The sequence below is a fragment of the Streptomyces sp. NPDC001100 genome (genome assembly GCF_053598575.1).
Map to the genome: position 1 here is coordinate 1 of NZ_JBSFKO010000030.1, position 24,463 is coordinate 24,463.

Here is a 24,463-nt window from a genome sequence, read left to right on the forward strand (position 1 = left end):
CTGTTTGATGGGCCTGCCGCCCTGTATCTGCGGCCCGTGCGCCCGGGGGGGGCGGCGGTTGGGGGGGGGGGGGCGGCGGGGGGGGGCGCGCGGGGGCCGCCCCCGGGCCGGGCCCGCCCCGCCGCGGTGTTCCGACACCGCGGCGGGACCGGCGACCGGAGGGGATGTCACCTCAGTTCACCCCCTGGCGGCGGGCGATCTGCTTGGCCTGGCTGACAGCGTCGTTCCAGGCGTCGTCGGGCTTCTTGCCCTTGGCCTCGATGTTGGTCAGTTCCGTCTTGTAGGGGGCCATGACAGCGGCGTCGGCCGGCGCCTCGTAGGTGTTCGGGACGGCCTTGGCGGCCGGCCCGAAGATCTCGATGATCTTCTGTCCGCCGAAGAAGGCGTCGGGGCCCGTCATGGCCGGCATCGTGTACGCGGCCGGGGCGGCGGGGAAGATGGCGGCGTCGGTGAACCCGCGGGCGTCGTTGGCCGGGCTGAGGATCCAGCTGATGATCTTGAAGGCTTCCTCGGGATTCCGGCACTGCTTGGGCAGGGCCAGGTAGGAGCCGCCCTGGTTGGCCGGTCCGACGGGCATCGCGCACACCCGCCACTTGCCCTTCGTCTGAGGGGCCGCCTGCTCGATGTCCAGCGCGTGCCAGGCCGCGCCGAGCTCGGTGAGGAGGGTCTTGCCGACGGCGGCGTTCCAGGAGTTGTCGTTGATCTTGGCGTCGAGGCCCAGGGTGTAGGGGCGCACCGACGTGGTCCATGCGGCGCGGATGTGGTCCTGGTCGCCGATGAAGTGGTTGTTCTTGTCGATGAACCGCTGCGTGCCCTGGCCGACGGTCATGTCGAACATGGAGCCGAGGTTGTTGACCAGGAAGGTGCCGGGGTTCTTCTTCTGCACCTCGGTGCCGAGCGCGAAGTAGTCGTCCCAGGTCGTGACCAGCGCGGCGACCTTGTCGGGGTCGGTGGCCACGCCGGCCTTGGCGAACAGGTCCTCGCGGTAGAAGAGCGCGGTGGGGCCGATGTCGATCGGGAAGCCGATCTGCTTGCCGTCGCTGGTCTGGGCGAGCTTCGTCTTCCAGCCCAGGTACTGCGAGGAGAGCTTCTTGAAGCCCAGGTCGTTCAGGTCGAGGAAGCGGGAGGCGTTGGGCAGGAAGGACGCGATGTCCTCGCCCTTGATACCGGTGATGTCGGGCACGGAGGAGCCGCCCGCGGCGAGGGTGGTGGTGAGCTTCTGCTTGAAGTCACCGCCGATGGAGGAGGCCGTCAGCTCGACCGCACCGCTGAAGTGGGTCTTCGCCTCCGCCACCACCTTGTCGCTGAGTGCGCCGCCCCAGTACCACAGGGTGAGGTTCTTGCCGTTCTTGGTGCCGCCCGATCCGGAGCCGCCGCATGCGACGGTCAGGCCGGACGCCGCCGCGGTGAGCGCGGCGGCCTGGAGGAAGCCTCTGCGTGAAAGGTCCACGGGTCACTCCTGTTGTTCCTGTGCGTGGTACTGAGGGGCGTGGGCTGAGGGGGGTGGTGCTGTGGGTGTGGGGCGGGGGTGCTGTGGGGCTCTGGGATCGAGCGGTGGATCGGGTGCGGGTCAGTGCTGCCGGGCGGGCGGGGTGACGGGCGCGTGGCGCACCGGGGGGCCCGCGTCCGGCGGCAGGCGGTCGGCGAGGAAGCCGTAGGCCTGCTTCAGGTCGGGATCGGCCAGGGAGCGCCACCAGCGATCGACGCCGTACCAGCCGGGGGCCGCGAGGGCGCCGCCGTGGTGCTGTACGGACAGCCCGGCCGCCAGCACCGCGAACCGCAGCCGTTCGGCCAGTGGCCAGCCGCCGAGGGAGGCCGTGACGAAGCTCGCCCCGAAGACGTCCCCGGCGCCGGTCGCGTCCAGGACGTCCACGGCGAGGGCCGGGACCTCCGCGTACTCCCCGGTGATCTGGTCGACGGCGATCGCGCCGTCCCCGCCCCGGGTGACCACCGCCACCGGCACCAGCTCCGCGAGCGTACCGAGGGCCGCCACCGCGCTGTCGGTGCGGGTGTAGGCCATCGCCTCGGTCTCGTTCGGGAGGAAGGCGTGGCACAGGGCGAGCTGGTCGAGGAGGTCGCGGGACCACTCCTGGGTGGGGTCCCAGCCGACATCCGCGTAGACGTGGGTGCCGTTCGCGGCGGCCTTGGCGATCCACTCGCGCGGCTCGGCCTCGATGTGCACCAGCGCCGTGCGCGCCTCGGGCGGGTCGCCCATCAGCGCGTCCTGCGTGAACGGGGGCTCCTGGCCGTGGGTGACGAGGGCCCGGTCGTGACCGGTCGCGAGCGAGACGGTGACGGGGGTGGGCCAGCCGTCCGCGGTGCGGGAGAGCGAGAGGTCGATGTCCTCCTGGTCGCACAGGACGTCCCGGCAGTACTCGCCGTAGAAGTCGTCACCGAAGACCGTGGCCAGCGAGGTGCGCAGGCCGAAGCGGGCCGTGGCCACCGCGAGGTTCGCGATGCCGCCGGGGCCGCAGCCCATGCCGCCCGTCCAGATCTCCTCGCCCGGCGTCGGCGGCTTTCCCAGCCCCGTGAGAACGAGGTCGTAGAAGAGCAGCCCGGTCAGCAGCACATCGGGCCTGTCGTCGTCCACGCGCGCCACCTCTCGTCAAAACTCGTCATTTTCGATGCCGGAATCGTGCGCTGCTCGGGGAGATTGGTCAATACCCGAGCAGAACTGAGCATGGAAATGATTGAAGATGACGAGTAGTGTGCACCGCGTGCTGGCAGAACGACGACACCAACTCATCCTGCGGGCCCTTCGCTCGGGTGGCCCCGCCTCTGTGACTGACCTCTCCGAGCAACTCGGCGTGAGTCCGGCCACCATCCGGCGCGACCTGGTCAGACTGGAGGAGGACGGACTGCTCACCCGGGTCCACGGCGGCGCCGTGGCCGACGAGGGCGACCAGCCCTTCGCCGAGGTCGCCGAGGTGCGGGTGGCCGAGAAGGACGCGATAGCCGCGCACGCCGCCGCCATGGTGGCCGACGGCCAGTCCGTCCTCCTCGACATCGGCACCACCGCCTACCGGCTCGCCCGGCAGCTGCACGGCCGCCGCCTCACCGTGATCACCAGCAACCTGGTGGTCTACGAGGAGCTGGCCGACGACGAGGGCATCGAACTGGTGCTGCTCGGCGGCGTGGTCCGGCGCGAGTACCGCTCCCTGGTGGGCTTCCTCACCGAGGACAACCTGCGCCAGCTGCACGCCGACTGGCTCTTCCTCGGCACCAGCGGCGTGCGGCCCGGCGGGCAGGTGATGGACACGACCGTCGTCGAGGTGCCGGTCAAACGGGCCATGATCAAGGCCGGCGAGAAGGTCGTCCTGCTCGCCGACGCGCAGAAGTTCCCGGGTACGGGCATGGCGAAGGTGTGCGGTCCCGAGGACCTCGACGCGGTCGTGACGAACGCCCCGGTCGACCCGGCGACCCGCTCCTCCCTGGAGGAAGCGGGCGTCGAGGTCGTCGTGGCAGGAAAGGTGAAAGCGTGAAGCTGACGATTCTGGGCGGCGGCGGGTTCCGCGTGCCGCTCGTGTACGGGGCACTGCTGAGCGACCGCGGCGAGGGCCGGGTCACCGAAGTGGTGCTGCACGACCTCGACGACAGTCGACTGTATGCGGTAGCCCGCGTACTGGCCGAACAGGCCGCCGGCGTGCCCGACGCCCCCACCGTCACCGCCACCACGGACCTCGACGAGGCGCTGCGCGGCGCCGACTTCGTCTTCTCAGCGATCCGCGTCGGCGGCCTGGAGGGCCGCGCCAACGACGAGCGGGTGGCGCTGGCCGAGGGCGTCCTCGGCCAGGAGACGGTCGGCGCCGGCGGTATTGCCTATGGTCTACGAACCGTCCCGGTCGCCGTCGACATCGCCCAGCGCGTGGCCCGCCTCGCCCCCGACGCCTGGGTCATCAACTTCACCAACCCCGCGGGCCTGGTCACCGAGGCCATGTCCCGCCACCTCGGCGACCGCGTCATCGGCATCTGCGACTCCCCGGTCGGCCTCGGCCGCCGTATCGCCAAGGTGCTCGGCGCCAACCCGCGCGAGGCATTCATCGACTACGTCGGCCTCAACCACCTCGGCTGGGTACGCGGCCTGCGCGTCGCCGGCCGCGACGAACTCCCGCGCCTGCTCGCCGACGCCGACCTGCTCGGCTCCTTCGAGGAGGGCAAGCTCTTCGGAACCGACTGGCTCCAGTCGCTCGGCGCCATCCCGAACGAGTACCTGCACTACTACTACTTCAACCGCGAGACCGTCCGCGCCTACCGCGAGGTCGAGCGGACCCGCGGCGCCTTCCTCCGTGACCAACAGGCGCAGTTCTACGACGAGATGAAGCGCCCCGACGCGTCCGCGCTGACCGCCTGGGACCGCACCCGCGCCGAGCGCGAGGCGACCTACATGTCCGAGAACCGGGAGACCGCCGGCGCCGGCGAACGCGAGGCCGACGACCTCTCCGGCGGCTACGAGAAGGTCGCCCTCGCCCTGATGCGGGCCATCGCCCGCGACGAACGCACCACCCTGATCCTCAACGTCCGCAACCAGGGCGCACTGTCGGTCCTCGACACGGACGCCGTCATCGAGGTGCCGTGCCTGGTCGACGCCAACGGCGCCCACCCCGTCGCGGTCGACCCGCTGCCCGACCACGCCACCGGCCTGGTCTGCGCGGTCAAGGGCGTCGAGCGCGAGGTCCTCGCGGCGGCCGAGAACGGCTCCCGCACGACGGCGGTGAAGGCCTTCGCGCTGCACCCGCTGGTCGACTCCGTGAATGTCGCGCGCCGCCTGGTCGAGGGCTACACCGAGGTCCACCCGGGTCTGGCGTACCTTAAGTAGGCACCGTCCCGGTAAGCGCTTTCCCCGAGTGCTCGGCAGCGAGTCCTCGACAGCTCCCCACGTACTCAGCAGCTCAGCTCCCTGGTTCCCTGGAGACCTCCCATGCACGACGAACGCAGCCGGATCGAGGAGCGCGTCCAGCGCGCCCACGACCAGCGGATCAAGCCCGCGATCTACGCGGCCACCGCGCCCTTCACGGTCGAGGCCTGGCAGGCCCCCGGCGAGCCGGTCTCCTTCGAGGAGGCCGCGGCGGCGCCGTACAAGCCGTTCGCGATGGACACCCCGTGGGGTCCGCCCTGGGGCACCACCTGGTTCCGGATGCGCGGACAGGTGCCCGCCGAGTGGGCCGGGAAGCGCGTCGAGGCCGTCATCGACCTCGGCTTCACGGGCGACTGGCCGGGCAACCAGGCCGAGGCACTGGTGCACCTTGTCGACGGGACGCCGCTGAAGGCGGTCAACCCGCTCAACCAGTACGTGGCGATCGCCAACCCGGCGGAGGGCGGCGAGGTCGTCGACTACCTGGTCGAGGCGGCCTCCAACCCCGACATCCTCGCCAACAACTTCGCGGAGCCGACCCCGCTCGGCGATGTACTGACCGCGGGCGACCGTCCACTGTATACATTCCGCCGGGCCGACCTCGCCGTCCTCGACGAGGAGGTCTTCCACCTCGACCTCGACGTCCAGGTGCTGCGCGAACTGATGCTGGAACTCGGCGAGCACGACCCCCGCCGGCACGAGATCATGCACGCCCTGGACCGGGCCATGGACCTCCTCGACCTCGACGACGTCTCCGGTACGGCCGCCGACGTACGGGCCGCGCTCAAGCCCGTGCTGTCCAAGCCGGCCAACGCCAGCGCGCACATCGTCTCCGGTGTCGGGCACGCGCACATCGACTCCGCGTGGCTGTGGCCGATCCGCGAGACCAAGCGCAAGACGTCCCGCACCTTCTCGAACGTGACGTCCCTCGCCGACGAGTACGAGGACTTCATCTTCGCCTGCTCGCAGGCCCAGCAGTACGAGTGGGTGCGCGACAACTACCCGCAGGTGTGGGCCCGTATCCAGGAGTCCGTCAAGCGCGGCCAGTGGGCGCCGGTCGGCGGCATGTGGGTCGAGTCCGACGGCAACCTGCCCGGCGGCGAGGCCATCGCCCGCCAACTCATCCACGGCAAGCGGTTCTTCATCGAGCACTTCGGCGTCGAGACCAAGGGCGTCTGGCTGCCCGACTCCTTCGGCTACAACGCGGCCTACCCGCAGCTCGCCAAGCTCGCCGGCAACGAGTGGTTCCTCACCCAGAAGATCTCCTGGAACCAGACCAACAAGTTCCCCCACCACACCTTCTGGTGGGAGGGCATCGACGGCACCCGCATCTTCACCCACTTCCCGCCGGTCGACACCTACAACGCACGCTTCAGCGGCGAGGAGATGTCCCGCGCGGTCCGCAACTACCAGGAGAAGGGCAACGCCACCCGCTCCCTGGCCCCCTTCGGCTGGGGCGACGGCGGCGGCGGCCCCACCCGCGAGATCATGGAACGGGCGCGCAGGCTCGCCGACCTGGAGGGCTCGCCCAAGGTCGTCGTCGAGCACCCGGACGAGTTCTTCGCCAAGGCCCGCGCCGAGTACCCCGACGCCCCGGTCTGGGTCGGCGAGCTCTACCTGGAACTCCACCGCGCCACCTACACCTCCCAGGCCCGCACCAAGCAGGGCAACCGGCGCAGCGAACACCGGCTGCGCGAGGCCGAGTTGTGGGCGACCACCGCCGCGCTGCACGTACCGGGCTACGCCTACCCGTACGAGAAGCTCGACCGGCTGTGGAAGACGGTCCTGCTGCACCAGTTCCACGACATCCTGCCGGGCTCCTCGATCGCCTGGGTGCACCGCGAGGCCGAGGCCGAATACGCCCGCGTGGCAACGGAGTTGGAGCAGCTGACGACGGCCGCCGTGGCCGCGCTGGGTGGCGGCGGCACCACCGTCTTCAACACCAGCCCCTACGACCGCGCCGAGGTCATCCGCACCGCGACCGGTGTCCCGATGTACGCGACGGTCCCGGCGAACGGCAGCGCCCCGCTGGCCGCCGAGTACGTCCCGCAGGCGGTGACCGTCACCGACCGCGTCCTCGACAACGGCATCGTCCGCGTCGAACTCGCCGACGACGGCACCCTCGCCTCCGTGCGCGACCTGCGCCACGGCGGCCGCGAAGTCCTCGCCGACCAGGGCAACCTGCTCCGCCTGCACACCGACCTCCCGAACTACTGGGACGCCTGGGACGTAGACAAGCACTACAAGAACCGCTTCACCGACCTCCTGACCGTCGACTCCATCACGGTCGTCGAGCAGGACCCGCTGCTCGGCGCGATCCGCGTGGAACGGTCCTTCGGCAAGGGCTCGAAGATCGTGCAGACGATCACCGTCCGGGCCGGCAGCGCCCGGATCGACTTCGAGACCGACATCGACTGGCACGAGGCCGAGAAGTTCCTCAAGGCCGGCTTCCCGGTCGACATCCGGGCGGCGCACTCCTCCGCCGAGATCCAGTTCGGCCACATCCAGCGGCCCACGCACACCAACACCAGCTGGGAGGCGGCCCGTTTCGAGGTCTCCGGCCACCGCTGGGTGCACCTCGCCGAGCCCGGCTACGGCGTCGCCGTCATCAACGACTCGACGTACGGCCACGACGTCTCCCGCACCGTCCGCGAGGACGGCGGTACGACGACCACGGTCCGACTCAGCCTGGTGCGCGCCCCGCGCATCCCGGACCCGGGCGCCGACCAGGGCAGGCACCGCTTCGTCTACTCGCTGCTCCCCGGCGCGAGCATCGAGGACGCCGTCGCCGAGGGCTACGCCCTCAACCTCCCGCTGCGGCTGGCCGATTCGGGGGGCGCTCCGCAGCCGGTCGTCTCCGTCGACGGCGACGGCATCACCGTCGAGGCGGTCAAGCTCGCCGACGACGAGTCCGGCGACGTCGTGGTCCGGCTCTACGAGTCGAACGGCGGTCGCGCCGAGGGCACGCTGCGCACGGGCTTCCCGCTCGCAGGCGCCCGGATCACCGACCTGCTGGAGCGCCCGCTGGAGGAGGAGGTCTCCTTCGACGAGGGCTCGGTCGCCGTCGCCCTGCGGCCCTTCCAGATCCTGACGCTCCGTCTGAAGCGGTCGGAAGCGGGCCAGTAGAACCCCGGAGGGCGGGCCCGGTTCGTCGCACGCCGGGCCCGCTCTCCGGCACATCCCCCAACTGACCTTGTACGCACCAGGAGTTCAGCCGTGCCCATGCAACCGTGGTTCAACGACGCCAAGTTGGGGATCTTCGTCCACTGGGGGATCTACGCCGTCGACGGCGTCCAGGAGTCCTGGTCGTTCTACGACGACATCGTGCCGCACGACCAGTACATGTCCCAGCTCGACCGGTTCACCGGCGCGAAGTACGACCCGCGCGCCTGGGCCGACCTGTTCGCCCGTGCCGGCGCCAAGTACGCCGTCCTCACCAGCCGGCACCACGACGGAGTGGCCCTGTGGGACACCGAGTTCGGCGATCTCAACCTCGGCAGGGACTACCTCACCGGCTACGCCGACGCGCTCCGTGAGCAGGGCCTCAAGGTCGGCCTCTACTACTCGCACTCCGACTGGAACCACCCCGACTACGCCACCACCCGCAAGCCGGGCCGCCCGCCCGAGCAGGAGGACAACCGGTACTCCGAGTGCTCCGCCGAGGACGAGGACCTCGCGGCCTGGGAGCGCTTCATCGCCTACCGGGACGGCCAGATACAGGAGTTGGCCTCCCGCTACCGGCCCGACCTGATGTGGTTCGACGGCGAGTGGGACCGCAGCGAGGAGCAGTGGCGCATCAAGGAACTCGCCGCGCTGATCCGCTCGTACTCACCGCACGTCGTCTTCAACGCCCGCATGCTCAGCGAGGGCGACTACGCGACACCGGAGCAGGGCGCCCCCATCGAACCCCCGGACGGGCCGTGGGAGTTGTGCCTCACCATCAACGACTCGTGGGGTTACCAGCACCACGACGACAACCACAAGTCGCTGAGCCAGCTGGTGCGTTACTTCACGGAGACGATCGGCGGAGGCGGCAACCTCCTCCTCGACGTCGGCCCGATGGAGGACGGCACCATCCCGCAGCCGCAGGTCGAGCGCCTCGAAGGCCTGGGGGAGTGGATCCGCAAGCACTCCGACGCCGTGTACGGCACGGTCCGCGGCCTCCCGGCAGGGCACCACTACGGGCCGAGCACCCTCTCCGCCGACGGCCGCACCCTCTATCTCACCCTGTTCGACGTCCCACGCGCCGAGATCGGCGTCCGGGGACTGGTCACTCCGGTCCGCAGGGTCACCGTGCTCGGCACCGGCACCGAACTCGCCCACCGGGTGATCGGCGGGCTGCACGAGGCGGTCGGCGTGCTGTGGATCGACCCGCCCGCAGGCGCCGACCTCGACCCGCACGCGACCGTGCTGGCCCTGGAACTCGACGGGGAACTGGAGCTGTACCGGGGCTCCGGCCGCTTCTGAGAACGTTGGCGTCCCGAAACGTGGACCGGTTCCCATCAAGACTTGGACCGGTTCCCATCAAGAATTGAGGAAACGGTAAGTGGGCAGGTCGGCGGCCCTTTCCGGCCGATCCCGGCCCGCGCCGTTCGACTCCGTGACACCTGGAGTTCGTCTGCCCCTTCTGGGATCCGAGGGGAACGGCGAGCGAAAGGTGTCAGCATGCGAGACCCGCGGATGTCCGCGATCGGCAAGGGGCTGCGGCGGCGGGGGAGGCTGATGGCCCAGGCGGTCAGCCCGCCGCGCCGCCCCCTCGACGCGATGCCCGCCCCCCGGGCGGCCGCCGACGGCTACACCGCGCCGCGCGCTCCGCGCCTGGTGGACTCGCCGGTGTTCGTGCTGTCCTCCGTGCGCTCCGGGTCCACGCTGCTGCGGGTGCTGATGAACAGTCACAGCCGGATCCGCGCCCCGCACGAGATGCATCTGCGCACCCTGCACGTCCACCTCTCCCGCGAGTTCACCGACGACGCCATGCGGGCGCTCGCGCTCGACAAGGAGGAGCTGGAACACGTCCTGTGGGACCGGGTCCTCCACCTCGAACTGCAGCGCAGCGGCAAGGACGTCATCGTCGACAAGACCCCGCCCAACACCCTCATCTGGCCGCGCCTGCACCGATGTTGGCCGCACGCCCGCTACATCCTGCTGCTGCGCCACCCCGCCGTCGTCGTCGCCTCGCTCACCGCGCGCCGGGACGACCCCGACCACGAGGCGATCCGCGCCGAAGTCCTGGGCTACGCCGAGAAGTTGGAGGAGGCCCGGCAGCATCTCGACGCCCACGTCATGACGTACGAGGACCTCACCGCCGAACCGGAGAAGTCGACCCGAGGCCTGTGCGAGTACCTCGGTGTGCCCTGGGAGAGCGGCATGCTCGACTACGGCAGCAAGGACCACGGCGTCCACCGGCCGCAGCTCGGCGACTGGAGCAGCACCCTCAAGTCGGGCCGGGTCCAGCCCGCCCGCACCGTCGATCCGGACACCGAACTGCCGTACAGGCTCAAGGAGTTGGCGCGGGCGTGGGGGTACCCGGACGGGGCACCCCCACGCTGACGCTCAGCCGGTGAAACCGGCCGTGATGGACGTGAACTGCCAGGTGTTCTGGCTGATGCCGGAGCAGTTGCTCACCACTCCGCCACCGGCACACCCGCGGTCACGGTTGACCGACCAGAACGCGAGACGTGCGATGTGGTGCGAGTTCGCCCAGTCCTTGATCGAGGTCCAGATCGCCGGGGTGGTGGTCTCCGACTGGTCGGAGAGTCCGTTCATGCCGGAGATCCCGATGTGCGAGTAGGCCGTGGCGTCGTCCCACCCGAAGGTGGACTTCAGCTTGGTCTTCAGGCCCTCGGCCGCGGAGACCGTGTTGCCGTACATGTCGGAGCCGCCGCCGAAGTCGAACGGCATGATGGTGAAGACGTCGATGTTGGCGTTGAGCGACTGCGCCTGCTCGATCAGCCGGTTGCCGTAGTAGGTCGGGCCGGTGGTCGAGGTGCCGAAGGTGACGATCGTCCGCAGGCCGGGGTTGTTGGCCTTGACGGTCTTCAGCGCGGTCAGGATCTTCGCCTGGACGGCCTCGTTCTCGAACTCGTCCGTGTTCTCGATGTCCATGTCGATCGCCTTGAGGCCGTAGGCGTCGATCACCTTCTGCAGCGCCCCGGCGAGCGCGCTCGCGGAGGAGCAGTTGGCGCCGAGCTTGCTGCCCTGCCAGCCGCCGAAGGACGGCACGATGTCGCCGCCCGCCGCGCGGATCTGGTTGATGGCGGTCTGGTCGACGCCACCGGTCAGGGCGCGGCTGCCGTCCCAGGCGGGGGTGCAGCCGCCGGAGTCCAGCACGAACGCCATCGTGAACCACTTGATGCCGGTCGCGCTCATCACCGTGCTCGGGCTCGGCGGATCGCCCCAGCCCTCGTACAGGTAGGGCGCGGCCTGCGTGAACCCGGTGCCGCCGCCGGTGCCGGCACTCGTGGTGACGCTCACCGCGTTGGAGGCCGCCGAGGTGTTCCCGGCCGCGTCCCGCGCCTTCACGGTGAACGTGTAGGCGGTGCCGGCCGAGAGCCCGCTGACCGTGGCGCTCGTACCGGAGACGCTGAGGACCTGGTTCGAGCCGCTGTAGATGTCGTACGCCGTGACGCCCACGTTGTCCGTCGAGGCGCCCCACGACAGGGACACGCTGGAGGACGTCTTGCCCGTGGAGGTCAGTCCGGTCGGCGCGGTCGGCGCCTGGGTGTCGCCACCGCCACCGCCGCCGGGACCGTCGAGGCTGATGTCGTCCGCGTAGTAGGTGCCCTGCGCGTACCAGCCGTGGACGTAGATGGTGGCGCTGGTCTGTGAGGCGCCGGTGGTGAACGACGTCGTCAACTGCGCGTACGCCGACGGGGAGGAGGTCCACGTCGAGGAGCCGCCGTCGACACCGAGGTAGACATAACTGCCGCGCACCCAGCCGCTGAGCGAGTACGCCGTGTTCGGTTGCACGGCGACCGTCTGGGAGCACTGTGCGGTGTCGCTCGAACTCACCGCGCCCGCAAGGGCCTTGGAGCCGCCGTGCACCGGTGAGGAGACCACCGAGCCGAGGTTTCCGGTGCAGGACCAGGGGGACAGGGAACCCGACTCGAAGCCGGGGTTGGTCAGGACGTTGGCTGCCTGCGCGGTACCGGGCAGCGCGATGGCCCCGGCCATGGCCAGGGCTGCGGTACCGAGCAGAGCGAGGAGGCGACGTCTGGAACGTCTGAGTGTGTCGCGCACGCGATCTCCCTGAAGGAATGGGGGTGTTCGGGAGTGCTGGAAGGTGCGCAACCAATGTGGTCTGGACCAATCAGGGTGTCAAGATGCTGCTCCATGATTGGTCCAGACCGGTATGAAGTTGTGGTGCGGAGGGGGAGGGGAGACCCGGAGGCCTAGGCGCGGGCCGCCGCGCGGCTGCCCAGCTCCGGTGCGAGTGTGCTCTCCGGCGCCGTCCCGGTCTGCGCGGGCACCGTCGGAAGCAGGGGCTCCGACTCCTCCGGGCGCTGGTGCGGGAGCGTCACGGGACGCAGCTGACGCGGGCCCGAGACCACCGCGTAGTCCGCGCCCAGGAACGGCGGCTCCATCGTGCCCGGGTCCTCGCCGAGCGCCAACTGCACTGCCGCCCAAGGGGCGTTGACCCCGCACAGCGACAGCTGGTGCAGGCCGCCCGCGGGGCGGGTGTTGACGTCCATCAGCACCGGCGTCTCGCCGAACATCCGGAACTGGATGTTGGAGAGGTAGTGCAGCCCGAAGCCCTCCGCGATCCGGCGGGCCGGCTCCAGCCACTGCTCGTGCAGGGTGAAACCGCGCCGGCGGCCGTTCTTCGTGCGGCCCACGGCGAGCCGGACCAGGTTGTCGGGACCGGTCAGGCAGTCCACCGACACCTCCGGCTCCTCCAGGCGCGGCATGACCAGCCAGTCGACCTGCTCGTCGGCCTGCTCCAGCGCCTCGACGACGGTGTCGAGCGGGACGTAGGGGCTCGGGAATCCGTTGAGGTGCATGAGCGAGAAGGGGGCGCGCGTGACCACGCGGAAGCCCACCCCGCCCGCACCGGACGCCGGCTTGAAGCACGCCTTGTGCCCGGCGGCCTCCAACTCCTCGACGGCCGCGACGAGTTCGGGCGCCGTGCGGACCCGCCACCACGGCGGCACGGGCACGCCGATCGCCTGGACGGCCTCGTAGGCGATCACCTTGTCGTGGAAGACGGCGACGGCCTCGGGGGTCGGCGCCAGCAGTGCCGTGCCCACCGCCTCGAAGTCCGCGCGGTGCGCCACGATCTCCGACTGGTGCAGCCGGGGCACGAACACGTCGATGCCGCGGCGGGCGCACTGGTCGAGGGCGTACTCGACGTAACCGGCCGGGGACAGGCCCTCGGGCTCAAGGTCCGCGGTGTCGGCCGCGGCCAGTACGGGGGAGTCCGCGTCGCCGTGCGTGGCATGGATCTCGACGGCCCGATCGCTGGGATTTCTCCGCAGCTGATCCATGAAGAACACGTTCTCCGCGTACGTGCGGTTGAGCCAGACGCGTACGCGAGAGACCATGCAGGGCCGTCCTTTCGGGTTCGCGGGCACGGCGGAGCGAGGCCGTGCCCGGCCAGGGTGGTTGGAGGGACACCAAACCGCCCTCGGCGAAGAGGCGTTCGTGGCGGTGGTGTTGGGGCGATCATACGGCTTTCAAGGGGTGCCGCGTGCAACGCCCGTGTTACGGATTTCCCGATCCTGCCCACCCGGCCCATGAACTCCCGTCACAAGACCGCCCCGAGCACCGTCCGGACCGCCCACCGGGGCGGCCTCGCCGTCTTGTCGCGGAACGGCGGGATGTGATCTCGTGGCCTCATTCGTGCGCGCGGAGGGGGCGAGAGGTGGAGTCGACGGCCGGTGGTGCCGGACAGCTGCTGGCCATCAGCGACCTGCACATCGGGTACGCAGAGAACCGCGCCCTGGTCGAGAACATGCGCCCCGGCACGGACGAGGACTGGCTGATCGTGGCCGGTGACATCGCCGAGACCGTGGCCGACATCCGCTGGGTCCTGGAACTCCTCGCCGGCCGCTTCCGCAAGGTCCTGTGGTCGCCCGGGAACCACGAACTGTGGACCCACCCCAAGGACCCCGTCACCCTGCGCGGCGTCGCCCGCTACGACCACCTCGTCGCCCTGTGCCGCGAGCTCGGCGTCCTCACCCCGGAGGACCCCTACCCTCTCTGGGACGGCCCCGGCGGCCCGGTCGTCGTGGCCCCGCTCTTCCTCCTCTACGACTACTCGTTCCTCCCGGCCGGCTGCGCCACCAAGGACGAGGGACTGACGTACGCGCACGGCACCGGCATCGTCTGCAACGACGAGTTCCTGCTGCACCCCGACCCCTACCCCAGCCGCGAGGCCTGGTGCCGGGCCCGGGTCGCCGAGACCGAACGCAGACTCACCGGGATCCCCGACAACCTGCCCACGGTCCTGATCAACCACTACCCCCTGGACCGGCACCCCACCGAGGTCCTGTGGTACCCCGAGTTCGCCATGTGGTGCGGCACCACCCTGACCGCCGACTGGCACCGCAGATTCCGCGTGGACACCATGGTCTACGGCCATCTCCACATCCCGCGGACCACCCACCACGAGGGCGTCCGCTTCGAAGAGGTGTCCGTGGGATACCCCCGCGAGTGGCGGAAGCGCCCGGAACCCCCGGGACGACTGCGCCGCATCCTGCCGATGGAGGTCGGAGCCGGTGATCGAGGAGCTGCTCCCGGAGTCCGTGGTGACCGTGGAGACACACGGTGACGAGGGCTTCCAGGACGCCCCGCTGTACCCCGGGGAAGAGGCCCGGGTGGCCCGCGCGGTGCCCAAACGGCGACGCGAGTTCACCGCCGTACGGGCCTGTGCCCGGCGCGCCATGGAGAAGCTCGGCGTGCCCCCGCAGCCGATCCTGCCCGGTGCCCACGGCGCCCCGACCTGGCCCGCCGGACTCATCGGCAGCATGACCCACTGCGACGGCTACTGCGCCGCCGCCCTGGCCCGCGCCACCGACCTCGCCTCGCTCGGCATCGACGCCGAACCCCACGCCCCGCTCCCCGACGGCATCCTCCCCTCCGTCGCCCTGCCCGCCGAACAGGAACGGCTGACCCGGCTCACGGCCCACCTGCCCGCCGTGCACTGGGACCGGCTCCTGTTCAGCGCCAAGGAGTCCGTCTACAAGGCCTGGTTCCCGCTCACCGGGAAGTGGCTGGACTTCTCGGAGGCCGACATCGAAGTCTTCGCGGACCCCGGCGACGAAGCGCGCGGCGGCCTGCGCGCCCGACTCCTCGTCCCCGGCCCGGTGGTCGGCGGCGAGCGCCTCGACACCTTCGAGGGCCGCTGGACCGTACGACGGGGACTGGTCGCCACGGCGATCACGGTCCCGCATCCCTGACCCCTCGTCACCCCTCCGGGCACCAGCACTCCAGTCACCCCTCCGGGCACCAGCTCTCCAGCAGCCCGAAGAACGCCTCCTCGTTGCCCGCCAGTCCGGCGTCCGTCAGAGCCTGGTCCGCCTCGGCGAGTACCGAGGGTGGGACCAGGACGGGGCGTGGGTCGCCCGGGGGGCCGTCGAAGGCGGCTCTGACCGTGTGCAGCAGCCGTAGGTAGGCCTGGACGGCGGCGCGCTCGCGGTCGGTCATCACTGCGGTCTGCATAGGACGGCTCTCCCCTGATCGGCGTCGTGCGCCCCCGCACGGCGGTGGCACGACTCCAGCTTGCCGCGTGCCACTGACAATCCCGTTTCACCGGGCGCCGGTTCGCCCGCTTAGCGGAGGCGAAACCTCCCCGAAATCCCCGGTGGGACAGCGGTCGTAGGCTGGGAGGCAGGGGTTTGGGCCGTCCGCGGGCGGCCAGGTGAACGGGAGGTGAGTACGTGGAGGACGTCCCGGTACAACGCCCGGCGCGCGCCGCACGGCTGCGCCCGGTGGGCGACGCGGAACTCACGCTCCAGTACCGCGTCGTGCACGGATACCGCCGTGCCTTCCGCATGGCCGGCCAAGGCCCGGCGCTCGTGCTCATCCACGGCATCGGCGACTCCTCGGCCACCTGGGCGGAGCTGATCCCACAGCTCGCCCGCACCCACACGGTGATCGCCCCCGACCTCCTCGGCCATGGCGCCTCCGACAAACCACGGGCCGACTACTCGGTCGCCGCCTACGCCAACGGCGTGCGCGATCTGCTCACCACCCTCGGCATCGAGTCCGCGACCCTGCTCGGCCACTCGCTGGGCGGGGGAGTGGCGATGCAGTTCGCCTACCAGTTCCCCGAACGCACCGAACGGCTCGTCCTCGTCAGCGCGGGAGGTGTGGGCCGCGAGGTCAACCCCGTGCTGCGGCTCATCACCCTTCCGGGCTCCCATCTCGCCCTGTCCGCCCTCCGGTTGCCCGGCATGCGCGTTCAAGTCGGCCTCGCCGTGGGGCTGATGAGGCTCCTCGACACCGACCTCGGCCAGGACGCCCCCGAACTCCTCACCCTCGTCGACGCGTTGCCCGACGAGACCGCCCGCAACGCCTTCATCCGCACCCTGCGCGCGGTCGTCGACTGGCGCGGCCAGGTGGTGACCATGCTCGACCGCTGCTATCTGACCGAGGGCATGCCGACGATGCTGCTGTGGGGCGACCGGGACAGCGTGGTGCCGGTACGGCACGCCCACGGCGCCCACGAGGCCATGCCGGGCAGCCGCCTGGAGATCTTCGAAGGGGCGGGACACTTCCCGTTCCACACCGACCCGGCCCGGTTCCTCGCCCTGGTCACGGAGTTCACCGGCACCACCACCCCGGCCCACTGGAGCCGCGAGCACTGGCGCGACCTCCTGTGCGAGGGTCGGCCCGGTGTCACGGCCCAGGGTGACGCGACGGAACGGGACCTGAGGGAGGCGAGCGAACGCAGCGCGACCTGACGGAACGTCAACTCCCGTTCCCGCGGCCCCGGATCACGCCTCGGGACGCTTCACGCTCTCCAGGAGCATGTCCAGCCACTCGGCGACCTTGTCGCGGTGCTGGTCGGTGGGCAACTGCGCGGCGCGCCAGGCGATTCCGCGCACCCCGTGGTCCTGCAGCAGCCGCTCCAGCGGGTCCCCCGCGGCCGCGGCCGCCGCCCGCTCGCGGTCGGCGAGCTTCTGCAGCAGCTCCTGCTCGGTCCGCTGGAGGGCGCCGGCGAGGGCCTCGGAATCCTCGGCCGTGAGGAATCCGGCGTGCACCCGGAAGAAGCGCTGGAGTGCGTCGCAGTGCTCCATCGTGGGGCGCCGGTCGCCGTTGATGAGCGCGCCCGCCTGCTGGCGCGACATGCCCGCGCCGTCGGCGATCTCCTGCTGGGTGTACTTGCGCCCGTTGGGCTTGAGCCTGGTGCGGCGCAACAGGTCGAGGCGCTGCAGGAACCGGGCCTGCACATCGGGCTCGCCCGCGGGACGGCCGCTCAGCAGGGCCCTGACCACGGGGTCCGGGACACCGGAGGCCACGGAGAGCCGGCCCACGTGGAAGACCTCGGCCTGCGGGACGTCGAGCCGCTCGGCCAGCGCGGTGACGCGGTCGACTACGGCGGGCAGCACGGCGCCCGCCGTCGCGCCCGGTACCTCGAAGCCATCCGACACCGACAGATCTCCTACGTCTCTCACAGGCCTCTCACAAACGGTGGCCGTGAACATCCCGGAGGGTAGCGGTTCGTTCGAACTCGCATCCAGGTCTCGCCACAACTGTGGCCAATTTCAGCCGTCAACCATCATGAAATGCCACGATAGTTGACACGGCAAGAGTCGGGGCAGCAGGATCAGGACGCCGCGAGAAGGCCGCATAGGCAAGAGGGGTGACCTCCCGATGGCGTATCAGGCAGGTGGGCAGCGGTCCGCACCGCGGCCCGCCCCCGAGAGTCCCGAGGCCCAGGCGTATCTGCTGGACTACGCCACGCTGCTGGAGGCCGTTCCCTTTCCCTCCGTCGTCATGGACCACCGCTGGGACGTGGTGCTGACCAACGGCGCGTTCAAGTCACTTTTCCGGGCGGTCGGTCCGCATCCGACGGCCATGCCGGGCGACAACTTCCTTCGGTTCGTGCTCTTCCACCCCGACGCGAGCACGGTTCTCGGTGAGCACGAGTCGAGTTGGTGCCTGCCGATGCTGGCCCACTTCGCCTCCGTCGTGGAGAGCCACGCCCACGACCACGGCCTCCAGGCGATCCGCCGCGACATCGCCCAGGACCCGATCATGGAGGCCGCCTACCGGCAGGGCCTGCCGCACTGGATCCGCGCGGTGGGCGAGGGGGCCGTGGAGCACGACGGCGCGGTCCGCCCCGTACGGCACCCCGACCCGCGCTGGGGCGTCACGGACTGCCGGATCGTCGGCGAGACCCCCAAGACCCTTGAGAACATGGGCTATACGCGTCTGACGCTGGTCCTGCGCGAGGCCCGCCGCACCCCGCCGCCCAGGACCCGCAGGCCGGGCCGCGGCGCGGGACACCTGAGAGTGGTCCCGGCGGCCGAGTGAACCCCGCCCCAACTCGGAGGACCGGTAAGCGGGTTGGGGTCAGCGCTCGGCGACGACCAGCACCAGCGGCACCCCGTCGCACGGCACCAGCCGCAGCCCCCGCGCATACCCCGCCCGGCCCGCCGCCAACGCCTCCGCGAAGTCCGGTCCCTTGCTGAGCGAACCGACCAGCCGGCGCGGGTCGGTGGACGCCGCGACCCGGCCGCGTGCGTTCACCAGCCGTGCAGGGCCGGGCAGTTGGCGCAGCATCGGCATCACGGCCGCCTCGAAGTGCCGTAGATACACGTCCGCCGCGGCCACCCCGGCGAACCGCCCCTCCACGTGCACCGGCGCCGACAGGGTGAGGCTGTACTCGTCCGAGCAGAGGTAGTCGACGTACGGTCCGGCGACCGCCCGCTCCCCGGTGTCGCGGGGCAGCGCGAACCAGTCCCAGTGCGTGTAGTCGGCGTACGCCGAGTGCTCGGGATCGAGGTCGAGCAGCAGCGGCCGGATGCCCCCGTCGGAGGTGGACTGCCACCACTCCAGCCAGGCCGGTACGTCGCTCAGCAGCCCCGGCGCGGCGACGAAGCCGACGCCGGACACCAACTCCTGCCGGGCCAGCCGGAGATGGAGGCCCGGGCGGAGCGCGGCGAGGTCGACGGTCGCGGGGCGGCGGCCCTGGACGGCCACCTTGGTGAGCAGCGCCGCCGTGTCGGCGCGGGTCGCGGCCACGGCGTCGAACACGGACTCCAGGGCCGAGCGCACCCCGGCCGCGACGGACTGCTCGGGTGCCGTGGCCGGCGGTGCCGTCGCGAGGCTCATGCGTGCCCTCCAGCAGACGGGGAGCGGACGCGGTGCCGGCTACAGGGCCAGCCGCTCGGCGATCAGCCGCGCCGTGGATTCCTGCACGCACCGCTCGGCCAGCTCCCTGGCCGAATCGTGGGCCCCATCTTGCACGGCCGAGATTACGGAGCGGTGACGGTCTGCGGCTTCTTCACGATATTCGTCGCTGCCGAGCACCAGGCACAGCAGCGCCCCGACCTCGGTCTGCAACGCCACCTGCTCCCGGGTGAGCCGCGCCGACTGCGCGGCGGCGGCCAGCTCGACATGGAACCGGCCGTACACCCGGCCGCGCGCCGCCGCGTCCTCGGCCTGCGTCAACTCCGCGGCCGTACGCCGGAGTTGTACGAGATCCTCGGGCTCGGTCCGCTCCGCGGCGAGCCGGGCCGCGGTACCGGACAGGGCGGCCCAGTGGTCGCCGAGGTCGCGCAGCTCCTCGGTGCTCCAGCCGCGCAGCCGGACCTTCAGCCGCTCCTCGCCGGGGACCTCGGGCAGCGACACGAAGCTGCCGCCGCCGCGCCCTCGGCGGGTGGTGACCAGACCCTGCTGGCGCAGCGCCATCAGCGCCTCCCGCAGGGTCACCGTGGACACGCCGAGCTGTCCGGCGAGCTCGCTCTCGCCCGGCAGCTGCTCGCCGTCGGCGAGCAGCCCGAGCTCGATGGCGTCCCCGAGCCGGCTCACGACGGCGTCCACCCGCGCCCGGTTGTCGACCGGCGTGAAGACGGCTTTTCGGGCGCCGCCGTTGCTGTGCTGCTGCTGGTTCACGGTCACCACCTTGCACGTTGACTCAAGCTTTACCCTAGGGGGGCCTTGAGCTTTGAACTATGACTTCATATGTTTCCGTGCAACGTCACAGAGCACCAGAAAGGTTCCCGCCCATGGAGGGGATTGCGATCCGGCTGCGGGATCTGCGGAAGTCGTTCGGCGAGACGACCGCCGTGGCCGGCGTCGACCTGGAGATCCGGGACGGCGAGTTCTTCTCGATGCTCGGCCCCTCCGGCTCGGGCAAGACGACCGTGCTCCGCATGATCGCCGGCTTCGAGAGCCCCACCGGCGGCACCATCGAACTCGCCGGCCAGGACGTCACCGGCCTCGCCCCCTTCGAGCGCGACGTCCACACCGTCTTCCAGGACTACGCCCTCTTCCCGCACATGACCGTCGAGCAGAACGTCGCCTACGGCCTCAAGGTCCGCAAGGTTCCCAAGCCCGAACGACTCGCCCGCGCCCGCCAGGCCCTCGCGGAGGTACGACTGGAGGGCTACGGCACCCGCCGCCCGTCCCAGCTCTCCGGCGGCCAGCGGCAGCGCGTCGCCCTCGCCCGCGCGCTCGTCGGACGCCCCCGTCTGCTGCTGCTCGACGAACCCCTCGGCGCCCTCGACCTGAAACTGCGCGAGCAGATGCAGGTCGAACTCAAGGCGCTCCAGCGGGAGGTGGGCATCACCTTCGTCTTCGTCACCCACGACCAGGAGGAGGCCCTGACGATGAGCGACCGCATCGCCGTCTTCGACCAGGGCCGCATCCAGCAGGTCGGCACCCCCGCCGAGGTCTACGAGCGTCCCGCGACCCCGTTCGTCGCGTCCTTCGTCGGCACCTCCAACCTGCTGGCGGGCGAGGCCGCCGAGCGGATCGTCGGCACCACCGGCACCTACAGCATCCGGCCCGAGAAGATCCGCGTCCTCAAGGACTCCGCCGAGACCGGCGAACCGGAGCACGAGAGCGCCGCCGGCACCGTCGCCGAGGTCGTCTACCTCGGGGACTCCACCCGCTTCCTCGTCGACCTCGACGCCGGCGGCCGGCTCACCGCCCTCCAGCAGAACCTGGAGACCTCCGCCGAGGACGTGGCCGCCTACCGCGGCAGCCGGGTGCGACTGCAATGGCACCAACGCCACACGGTGCACGTCCCCGACCCCCGCTGACCCGCCCGCTCCTCCCCCCACCCCTTCGCCGACCGCTCGCTCACCCATCTCCTCCACCCATGGAGAACGCCGTGCGTCTCACCCGAACCCTCCAGGTGACGGCCTGTGCCGCCGTCCTGCTCGCCGCGACCGCCTGCGGCTCCTCCGACTCGTCGGGCAGCTCGTCCGGCGGCCTCAACCCCCCTGACCTCAAAGCTCAGTCGAAGCTCGGCAGGAGCGAGGGCGAGGTCAACCTGATCGCCTGGGCGGGCTACGTCGAGGACGGCTCCAACGACCCCAAGGTCAACTGGGTCGGCGACTTCGAGAAGCAGACGGGCTGCCAGGTCAACTCCAAGGTCGCGGCCAGCTCCGACGAGATGGTCAAGCTGATGAAGACCGGTGAGTACGACGCCGTCTCCGCCTCCGGCGACGCCTCCCTGCGCCTCATAGCCTCCGGCGACGCCGCCCCCGTCAATACGAGCCTGGTCCCCAACTACAAGGACATTTTCCCCGACTTGCAGCTCCAGGCCTGGAACTCGGTCAAGGGCAAGGCCTACGGCATCCCGCACGGCCGCGGCGCCAACCTGCTGATGTACAACACCCAGAAGGTCACACCCGCCCCGACCTCCTGGTCCGCGGTCTTCGACGACGCCTCCAAGTACAAGGGCCATGTCACCGCGTACGACTCGCCGATCTACATCGCCGACGCGGCCCTCTATCTCAAGGCCACCAAGCCCGAGTTGAAGATCAAGGACCCCTACGCGCTCGACCAGACACAGTTCGACGCCGCCGTCGCCCTGCTGAAGAAGCAGAACGCGGACATCGGCGAGTACTGGAGCGACTACCTCAAGGAGATCTCCGCCTTCAAGAGCGGCGACTCCGTCGTCGGCACCACCTGGCAGGTCATCGCCAACCTCACCGCCGACGAAGGCACCAAGATCAAGGCCTTTGTTCCCAAGGAGGGTTCGACCGGCTGGTCCGACACCTGGATGATCTCCGCCAAGGCCAAGCACCCCAACTGCGCCTACAAGTGGCTCAACTGGATCGTCTCCCCGAAGGTCAACGCCCAGGTCGCCGAGTACTTCGGCGAGGCCCCCGCCAACGCCAAGGCCTGCGAGGAGACCAGCGACAAGAACTTCTGCACCACCTTCCACGCCGCCGACACCGCGTACTGGAAGAACATCGCCTTCTGGAACACGCCCATCCAGCAGTGCCTCGACGGCCGCACCGACGTCAAGTGCGTGCCGTACGCCAAGTGGGTACAGGCCTGGACCGAGATCAAGGGCTGAGCCATGTCCCTGCTCAACCGGACCGCGGGGGCGCTGTACCGGCGCCCCCGGCTGCGGCTCTCCCTGCTCCTCACCGCACCGCTGCTGTGGCTCGCGGTGCTCTATCTCGGCTCGCTGAGCGTGCTGTTCGTCTCCGCGTTCTGGACGACGGACTCCTTCACCTCCGAGGTGGTGAAGGTCTTCTCGGCCGACAACTTCCACGAGCTGTTCACGGTGCCCGTGTACCGGCAGGTGATCCTGCGCAGCATCGGCGTCGCACTCGCCGTCACCGTCCTGTGCGCCGTGATCGCGTTCCCGCTCGCCTTCTGCACGGCCCGAGTTGCCAGGCCGAAGTGGCGCCCGCTGCTGGTGGTCGCCATCCTCACGCCGCTGTGGGCCAGTTACCTGGTGAAGGTGTACGCGTGGCGGCTCATCCTCTCCCAAGGCGGCCTGGCCGACTGGATGTTGAAGCCGTTCGGGCTCAGCGGACCCGGCTTCGGACTACCGGCGGCCGTCCTCACGCTCACCTACCTCTGGCTGCCGTACATGGTGCTGCCGATCCACACCGCGCTGGAGCAGCTGCCCGCCAACCTCCTCGACGCGTCGGCGGACTTGGGGGCGCGGGCCGGGCGGACCTTCCGGTCGGTCGTGCTGCCGATGGTGCTGCCGTCCGTCGCCGCCGGGTCGATCTTCACCTTCTCGCTCAGCCTCGGCGACTACATCACCGTGCAGATCGTCGGCGGCAAGACCCAGCTCATCGGCAACCTCGTCTACTCCAACATCGAACTCAACCTGCCCATGGCCGCCGCCCTCGGCACGGTCCCCGTCGTCGTGATCGTCGTGTACCTGCTCGCGATGCGCCGCACGGGCGCACTGAGCAGCCTGTAAAACACCGTCGACCGCCTCTGAAGGAGGTGACATGTCATGCAGCTCTCCCGCTCCGCGCGCATCGCCCTGCGCGTGGCCGCCGGCTTCGGCTTCGCGGTGATCTACGTCCCGCTCCTGCTCGTCCTCGTCAACTCCCTCAACCCGGACCGCAGCGCGAGCTGGCCGCCCTCCAGCCTGACCCTGCACTGGTGGTCGGTCGCCCGGCAGAACTCGGGTGCCCGCGCGGCACTTTGGGTTTCCGTGAAGGCCGGGCTCGGCGCCACCGCCATCGCCCTGGTGCTCGGCACCCTGATCGCGTTCGCGGTCGCCCGGTACCGTTTCTTCGGCCGCGACGCCATTTCCTTCGTGGTCGTCCTGCCGATCGCGCTGCCCGGCATCGTCACGGGCATCGCGCTCAACTCGGCGTTCAGCACGGTACTCGAGCCGCTCGGCGTGGGCCTCGGCCTGTTCACGGTGATCGTCGGACACGCAACCTTCTGCATCGTCGTCGTCTTCAACAACGTCGTCGCCCGGCTGAGGCGCACCTCCGGGTCGTACGAGGAAGCGGCGATGGACCTGGGCGCCGACACCTTCCGCGCCTTCGTCGACGTCACCTTCCCCCTGGTGCGTTCGGCGCTCCTGGCCGGCGGACTGCTCGCGTTCGCGCTGTCCTTCGACGAGATCGTGGTGACCACCTTCACCGCCGGACCCGGCATCGAGACGCTCCCGATCTGGATCTTCAACAACATGACCCGGCCCCAGCAGGCGCCGGTCGTCAACGTGGTGGCCGCGGTACTCGTCCTGCTCTCCGTGCTCCCGATCTACGTCGCACAGCGGCTGTCCGCCGACACGGCCACGGCCAGCCGGGTCTGAGGCCCTGAGCACCTGTTTTTCGCGGCGCCGGCCGGTCTAGGCTCTGGGGATGACCTTGGAATGGGAACAGGTAATCGTGCACGCGGAGGACCCGGCGGCCCTGGGCCAGTGGTGGGCCACGGCTCTCGGATGGGTGGTGGTCCACTCCTCCGACGACGAGTTCGAGATCCGTCCGGCGCCGGACCGCCTGCCGGGGATCGACTTCGTGCGGCTCGCCGAGAGCAAGAAGTCCAAGAGCCGGCTGCACCTCGACTTCAGGCCCGACGACCAGGCCGCCGAGGTGGCCCGTCTGGAGGCCCACGGCGCCCGGCGGGTCGACATCGGCCAGGGCGAACAGCCGTGGGTCGTCCTGGCGGACCCCGAGGGCAACGAGTTCTGCATCCTCGGGCAGCGGCGTCAGTAGGCACCCC

Annotated in this window: 22 protein-coding genes; 14 read left to right on the forward strand and 8 right to left on the reverse strand. The window is 70.5% G+C overall.

From position 1 onward, the window contains the following. Positions 1-172: 172 nt before the first annotated feature. Both ACWDEW_RS34050 and ACWDEW_RS34055 read right to left on the reverse strand, forming a co-directional pair. A complete protein-coding gene (locus tag ACWDEW_RS34050) occupies positions 173-1,450 on the reverse strand; it encodes an ABC transporter substrate-binding protein (RefSeq protein WP_450518005.1) in 1,278 nt (425 codons plus the stop codon). Positions 1,451-1,570: 120 nt separating this feature from the next. Then, a complete protein-coding gene (locus ACWDEW_RS34055) occupies positions 1,571-2,590 on the reverse strand; it encodes a carbohydrate kinase family protein (RefSeq protein WP_450518007.1) in 1,020 nt (339 codons plus the stop codon). Between the two features lie 127 nt (positions 2,591-2,717). Here ACWDEW_RS34055 and ACWDEW_RS34060 point away from each other — a divergent pair, with 127 nt between their 5' ends. The 5 genes from ACWDEW_RS34060 (at position 2,718) to ACWDEW_RS34080 (ending at position 10,402) form a co-directional block, all read left to right on the forward strand. Then, positions 2,718-3,482, forward strand: coding sequence for a DeoR/GlpR family DNA-binding transcription regulator (locus ACWDEW_RS34060; protein WP_450518009.1), 765 nt, complete (start codon positions 2,718-2,720; stop codon positions 3,480-3,482). Beyond that, positions 3,479-4,816 (forward strand): 6-phospho-beta-glucosidase, encoded by a 1,338-nt coding sequence (locus ACWDEW_RS34065; protein ID WP_450518011.1) that lies wholly within the window; start codon positions 3,479-3,481, stop codon positions 4,814-4,816. Before ACWDEW_RS34060 ends, ACWDEW_RS34065 begins: the two co-directional genes overlap by 4 nt. Positions 4,817-4,918: 102 nt before the next feature. Beyond that, a complete protein-coding gene (locus ACWDEW_RS34070; RefSeq protein ID WP_450518013.1) occupies positions 4,919-7,978 on the forward strand; it encodes an alpha-mannosidase in 3,060 nt (1,019 codons plus the stop codon). Positions 7,979-8,068: 90 nt separating this feature from the next. Continuing rightward, positions 8,069-9,319, forward strand: a complete 1,251-nt coding sequence (locus ACWDEW_RS34075) for an alpha-L-fucosidase (RefSeq protein ID WP_450518015.1) — start codon at positions 8,069-8,071, stop codon at positions 9,317-9,319. 198 nt (positions 9,320-9,517) lie between these two features. Further along, positions 9,518-10,402 (forward strand): sulfotransferase family protein, encoded by an 885-nt coding sequence (locus tag ACWDEW_RS34080; RefSeq protein ID WP_450518017.1) that lies wholly within the window; start codon positions 9,518-9,520, stop codon positions 10,400-10,402. Positions 10,403-10,405: 3 nt separating this feature from the next. On the opposite strand, the gene ACWDEW_RS34085 is transcribed toward ACWDEW_RS34080, so the two are convergent. Beyond that, positions 10,406-12,091, reverse strand: a complete 1,686-nt coding sequence (locus ACWDEW_RS34085; protein WP_450518019.1) for a carbohydrate binding domain-containing protein — start codon at positions 12,089-12,091, stop codon at positions 10,406-10,408. Between the two features lie 152 nt (positions 12,092-12,243). Beyond that, positions 12,244-13,392 (reverse strand): ATP-grasp domain-containing protein, encoded by a 1,149-nt coding sequence (locus ACWDEW_RS34090; protein ID WP_450518021.1) that lies wholly within the window; start codon positions 13,390-13,392, stop codon positions 12,244-12,246. A 320-nt stretch (positions 13,393-13,712) separates the two neighbouring features. Between ACWDEW_RS34090 and ACWDEW_RS34095 the strand changes: the two genes are divergently transcribed. Both ACWDEW_RS34095 and ACWDEW_RS34100 read left to right on the forward strand, forming a co-directional pair. Beyond that, positions 13,713-14,621, forward strand: a complete 909-nt coding sequence (locus ACWDEW_RS34095; protein WP_450518023.1) for a metallophosphoesterase family protein — start codon at positions 13,713-13,715, stop codon at positions 14,619-14,621. Further along, a complete protein-coding gene (locus ACWDEW_RS34100) occupies positions 14,569-15,249 on the forward strand; it encodes a 4'-phosphopantetheinyl transferase family protein (protein WP_450518025.1) in 681 nt (226 codons plus the stop codon). The genes ACWDEW_RS34095 and ACWDEW_RS34100 overlap by 53 nt, the downstream gene beginning before the upstream one ends. 34 nt (positions 15,250-15,283) lie before the next feature. Here the strand turns inward: ACWDEW_RS34100 and ACWDEW_RS34105 are convergent, their stop codons facing one another. Beyond that, positions 15,284-15,511: a hypothetical protein gene (locus ACWDEW_RS34105; RefSeq protein WP_200677520.1), complete on the reverse strand. Its 228-nt coding sequence runs from the start codon at positions 15,509-15,511 to the stop codon at positions 15,284-15,286. 218 nt (positions 15,512-15,729) lie between these two features. Here ACWDEW_RS34105 and ACWDEW_RS34110 point away from each other — a divergent pair, with 218 nt between their 5' ends. Beyond that, a complete protein-coding gene (locus ACWDEW_RS34110; protein ID WP_450518027.1) occupies positions 15,730-16,755 on the forward strand; it encodes an alpha/beta fold hydrolase in 1,026 nt (341 codons plus the stop codon). A 33-nt stretch (positions 16,756-16,788) separates the two neighbouring features. On the opposite strand, the gene ACWDEW_RS34115 is transcribed toward ACWDEW_RS34110, so the two are convergent. Then, a complete protein-coding gene (locus tag ACWDEW_RS34115) occupies positions 16,789-17,445 on the reverse strand; it encodes a helix-turn-helix domain-containing protein (protein WP_450518029.1) in 657 nt (218 codons plus the stop codon). 223 nt (positions 17,446-17,668) lie between these two features. Between ACWDEW_RS34115 and ACWDEW_RS34120 the strand changes: the two genes are divergently transcribed. Next, entirely contained in the window at positions 17,669-18,331 is a 663-nt protein-coding gene (locus tag ACWDEW_RS34120; protein ID WP_450518031.1) for an MmyB family transcriptional regulator, read from the forward strand. Between the two features lie 39 nt (positions 18,332-18,370). On the opposite strand, the gene ACWDEW_RS34125 is transcribed toward ACWDEW_RS34120, so the two are convergent. Beyond that, positions 18,371-19,132, reverse strand: a complete 762-nt coding sequence (locus ACWDEW_RS34125) for a cache domain-containing protein (protein ID WP_450518033.1) — start codon at positions 19,130-19,132, stop codon at positions 18,371-18,373. A gap of 39 nt (positions 19,133-19,171) precedes the next feature. Next, a complete protein-coding gene (locus tag ACWDEW_RS34130) occupies positions 19,172-19,915 on the reverse strand; it encodes a FadR/GntR family transcriptional regulator (RefSeq protein WP_450518035.1) in 744 nt (247 codons plus the stop codon). A gap of 113 nt (positions 19,916-20,028) precedes the next feature. Between ACWDEW_RS34130 and ACWDEW_RS34135 the strand changes: the two genes are divergently transcribed. From ACWDEW_RS34135 to ACWDEW_RS34155, 5 genes are all read left to right on the forward strand, one after another. Then, complete coding sequence (locus tag ACWDEW_RS34135) at positions 20,029-21,066, forward strand: ABC transporter ATP-binding protein (RefSeq protein ID WP_450518037.1); 1,038 nt, start codon at positions 20,029-20,031, stop codon at positions 21,064-21,066. 71 nt (positions 21,067-21,137) lie between these two features. Next, the gene (locus ACWDEW_RS34140) at positions 21,138-22,334 is read left to right on the forward strand and encodes an ABC transporter substrate-binding protein (protein WP_450518039.1); all 1,197 of its coding nucleotides are present in this window, start codon (positions 21,138-21,140) and stop codon (positions 22,332-22,334) included. A 3-nt stretch (positions 22,335-22,337) separates the two neighbouring features. Further along, on the forward strand, positions 22,338-23,201 hold the full coding sequence (locus ACWDEW_RS34145; protein ID WP_450518041.1) for an ABC transporter permease: 864 nt from the start codon (positions 22,338-22,340) through the stop codon (positions 23,199-23,201). 36 nt (positions 23,202-23,237) lie between these two features. Next, a complete protein-coding gene (locus ACWDEW_RS34150) occupies positions 23,238-24,053 on the forward strand; it encodes an ABC transporter permease (protein ID WP_399120416.1) in 816 nt (271 codons plus the stop codon). A gap of 49 nt (positions 24,054-24,102) precedes the next feature. Next, a complete protein-coding gene (locus ACWDEW_RS34155; protein ID WP_450518043.1) occupies positions 24,103-24,456 on the forward strand; it encodes a VOC family protein in 354 nt (117 codons plus the stop codon). The last annotated feature ends 7 nt before the right edge of the window (positions 24,457-24,463 follow it).